This window comes from Paenibacillus pseudetheri, from assembly GCF_924513355.1.
Lineage (GTDB): Bacteria > Bacillota > Bacilli > Paenibacillales > Paenibacillaceae > Paenibacillus_AQ > Paenibacillus_AQ pseudetheri.
Window position 1 is genome coordinate 1 of sequence record NZ_CAKMAB010000075.1, and the last position, 3,899, is coordinate 3,899.

General features: G+C 38.9%; 5 protein-coding genes. 4 read left to right on the forward strand and 1 reads right to left on the reverse strand.

The features are described 5' to 3' along the window. On the forward strand, positions 1-788 hold a 788-nt coding region (locus tag L1028_RS30605), incomplete at its 5' end, for a discoidin domain-containing protein (protein WP_234541917.1). A gap of 53 nt (positions 789-841) precedes the next feature. Here L1028_RS30605 and L1028_RS31835 read toward each other — a convergent pair. Further along, the gene (locus L1028_RS31835) at positions 842-1,006 is read right to left on the reverse strand and encodes an IS3 family transposase (protein ID WP_423803110.1); all 165 of its coding nucleotides are present in this window, start codon (positions 1,004-1,006) and stop codon (positions 842-844) included. On the opposite strand from L1028_RS31835, the gene L1028_RS31425 reads away from it, so the two are divergent. The 3 genes from L1028_RS31425 to L1028_RS30610 all read left to right on the forward strand — a co-directional run. After that, on the forward strand, positions 950-1,078 hold the full coding sequence (locus tag L1028_RS31425) for a hypothetical protein (protein ID WP_279306938.1): 129 nt from the start codon (positions 950-952) through the stop codon (positions 1,076-1,078). The two genes, L1028_RS31835 and L1028_RS31425, sit on opposite strands and share 57 nt — an antisense overlap. Before the next feature lie 1,051 nt (positions 1,079-2,129). Further along, complete coding sequence (locus L1028_RS31840; protein WP_423803112.1) at positions 2,130-2,459, forward strand: PA14 domain-containing protein; 330 nt, start codon at positions 2,130-2,132, stop codon at positions 2,457-2,459. A 584-nt stretch (positions 2,460-3,043) separates the two neighbouring features. Then, on the forward strand, positions 3,044-3,899 hold an 856-nt coding region (locus tag L1028_RS30610), incomplete at its 3' end, for a hypothetical protein (protein ID WP_234541918.1).

The following is a 3,899-nucleotide window of genomic DNA, read 5'->3' on the forward strand; positions in this document are numbered from 1 at the left end:
AGACTGGACTAACTCACCTAGGATATCAAGGGATTGCGTGGGTGGATGATGAGAATCGAAGTACAGGATTTGATATGGGGAGAACAGCTGCCGTGAATCGAATTGAGTTACGGGATACGGATGCCTCTACGCGCATATCCCAAAAGAACTATTCGATTTATGTGAGTTCCGATAATAAAAGTTATTCAAAAGTGAGCCATTGGGAGTTAGAGAGTAACAATGTGGGTAATCGCATAATCCATTCCTTACTTTTTTCTGGAATTACTGCTCGCTATATCAAGATACATGTCAACAGTCCAGATGATGATGTAACTTTTATTCTCAACAATGTGCTAACGGATGCACAGGTCTATGGAGAATACCCGAATAAGATTCCTTTTACTTATGGATATACCCTTAAAGATATTAAGCCTACAGAGACTGGACTAACTCACCTAGGATATCAAGGGATTGCGTGGGTGGATGATGAGAATCGAAGTACAGGATTTGATATGGGGAGAACAGCTGCCGTGAATCGAATTGAGTTACGGGATACGGACGCCTCTACGCGCATATCCCAAAAGAACTATTCGATTTATGTGAGTTCCGATAATAAAAGTTATTCAAAAGTGAGCCATTGGGAGTTAGAGAGTAACAATGTGGGTAATCGCATAATCCATTCCTTACTTTTTTCTGGAATTACTGCTCGCTATATCAAGATACATGTCAACAGTCCAGATGATGATGTAACTTTTATTCTCAACAATGTGCTAACGGATGCTCAAGTCTTTGGAGAATATACAAGTTAAGCTGCTAGACGTAGGTAATCAATCGGTGGCTGGTTATTTAGTTTCGCTTGAATTCAAATTGAGTTATAGTAATTGATGTAATCTCGAACGGTCTGGAGAACGATTGCAGCCGTTCTAGATGTGAGATATTCAAGGTAGAACGTTTCAGATTTTAGTTTGGAATGAAACGATTCAATGAGGGCATTATCAGCGGACGTCCCTTTACGGGGCATGCTCATGGTAATGCCTTTTCCTTTCACAGCTTTCTGGTACGCCAAAGACGTATAGACGCTGCTCTGGTAGCCATGTAGTAAGATCTTCTTCTGCTTTGCAACACCAAAGAGGTATCTTGTTTATCTGCTATACTGTAAGCCACAATCTCCCGTTGTACAAGTCTAGAATGCTGGAAAAGTACTACATCTTACCTCCAAATGGCAAATGCGTAATGTCTGTGACGAGTTTTTGCAGAGGCGCTTCTGCATGAAATTGTCACTTGAGCAGATTTTCTGAGGGGTGTACAGGTTCCAGTCACCTTTCGCTTTTTCATCCTCACGCGGCACTAAAGCCCCTCACACTGCATAATCCACTGGATTCGTTTGTGATTTATACTCTGCTCTATCTACCCGATGGAGCGCCGTGATTTCCGGTAATAGTAAAATGGATCTCAGATGCTATGCGCTACCGCGTCGAGAAAGCTGAGGCACGAAAGCTGTACCCGATAACATGATATTTAACGGACGAACGAATAGGAACAAGCGGAAAAGTGGCGGATGGTTGAATCTAGGATGAGACCTCAGGAATTAACGCTAATCACCAGATGGTAAGTCAATCGGTAAGTGGAGGAAACTATGCGCAACAGCTGGGAGCCAGTAACATAAGCAAAGGTGGAAAGCATATATTTCACTTCGTACATCATCCCCGTATCATTTTCACAATGCAATACATTTCAGTATCATAAAAAGATAAAACTTTAATATTTAATCTTTTATTCTTCGACTTTTTTTCTAATTTTTCGACAAAATACCACTCTTCAACAATTTCTAATGTTAACGTATGATTGAGATCAGTGTTAATTATTGTACATACATAGTGCCACTTTAATGATGATTTCACAGAACACCTCTACTAAAATTAGGATTCAACTAAGAGCTTATTAGAAAAAATGTGAAGTATATTAGTCACGACAATTAACAATAGAAAGGAGAAAAGAGATGTTGAGTTTCCTGAAAAGGTTTCTTTAAAATGCTTTATCTTAGTACTAATTTTCACATGTTGTGAAATATTAGGAACTAAGGGTTTATTCAAGCCAGTAGTTTCACCGAATCTTGTAGGAGCCGTAGCTAGCAATGGTCTAAAAGGTGAATATTACAACAATATGGATATCAGAAAGGATTAACACTTACACGAACGGATTCTAATGTAGATTTTAACTGGGGGTTAGGATCACCGCATTCATTCATCGGTGGAGATTCCTTCTCTGTTCAATGGACGGGTACACTTAGGCCGAAAATCAGCGGAGGGCGAATCGAATATATACGATATTCAGATGGGGCAGTTGTTCGCTACGGAAGATCCAATAATAGTCGTAAAGGAGTGCTTATTCAGTCATCAGATAGCAACCGCTTTTTTTCGCACGTGGTAATGGCAATACAAAATTATAAGAATGGAACTGGAATGATAGCCTGTATATAAAAAGAACAAAGATCATAAATTTACGGTCGGTTAGGTGGATAAAAATATTTTAGGGAATTGATTGAAAAAGTTTGCTTTTACCTAGTGTTCTTTTTATTAGTTATACCAAGTGAAGGAGAAAAATCAGAAACATATATATTTTTTATTAAAAATGGACAGCTTGTAATGGTGCTTGGTGCTTGAGAGTTGAAATGTGATGGAAGATGCTTAATTATCTATTATTCAATTAAAGGTCTGACAATTATTTAGGTTCTGAGAATGCAATAGATGACTGGGATGAATATATGAGTTCAGGGGTTAAGGGAATTACGAAATCATAACAGTTGGCGGGACTGATGGAACGTATGCTCAGAAAACAATGGCAAACTAATTCTGAATGTTGGAAATTGAGTCAATGTTTCATTGATGCTGTTTATCCAAATGGTCAAAAGTAACACGTAAAAGGGATGTTGAAACTGGCTGACATTAAGAATACGAAGTTAGTCTAATGCAACTTCTGCACAAGTTTTTGGAAGTTGTCTCTGTGATTACCTTTTAGATAGTTTTAGCCAAAAGTCATATTGAAGATAAGGAGACATTTATAAATGAGGCGCTCTATAAGAGTAGTTTTGGTGTTTGTTTGTTATTTAATTAGCAGTAGTTATGTATATGCCGATTTAGCCATAACTAATTATTACAATCAAAATGGGCAAATAGATACAAGTCATTTTTCTAATAGGCAGGTTGTTAATTACTTTTATGACAAAAATGGAAATCTTACATCTAAGTTGCTGAATGTAAATTTAGTAAATAATCCGAGCTTTGAAAATATCAAAGATAATTCCATAATAGCTGACGGATGGAGTACTTGGTCCGACATAAAAAGCCAAGACAAGTTTGAAGTGGTAACAACTCCGGTGTCGTCAGGGAGACAAGCTCAAAAAATAAGTAGCACTGGGATGCCAACTGGATCGGGGATATGGGCCCTGCAAGATGTTGTAGTAGAAGAGAACAAGGCATATGTGTTGAGCGGGCAGTTCTACGTGGAGGCCCAGAAAAACAGTCAGGTCCAACTCTTAATTCAATTTTTTGATGCGTCTAATAATTTTCTGGGCAGTAGCGTAGCAAGTATGCCGTCAGGGATATACCAAAGTTATATGACGTTGCCGGTGACAGGGAAAATCCCTACGAGTGCGACAAGAGCAAGAATCCATGCCGGATTAAAGGCTACTGGTACTGGAGGATCGGGATCATTTATAGTTGATTCTCTTAGCTTCAGATACGAACCAGATGGGAATCGGCTAACTAACGGAGGAATGGATAGTTCTACTGCTCAAAAAATAGCTGACGGATGGAGTACTTGGTCCGACACAAAAAGCCAAGACAAGTTTGAAGTGGTAACAACTCCGGTGTCGTCAGGAAGACAAGCTCAAAAAATAAGTAGCACTGGGATGCCAACTG

Coding starts and splice junctions, on each gene's coding strand:
- L1028_RS31835 (WP_423803110.1), bottom strand. CDS start 1,006: ATGAGCATGCCCCGTAAAGGGACGTCCGCTGATAATGCCCTCATTGAA.
- L1028_RS31425 (WP_279306938.1), top strand. CDS start 950: ATGAAACGATTCAATGAGGGCATTATCAGCGGACGTCCCTTTACGGGG.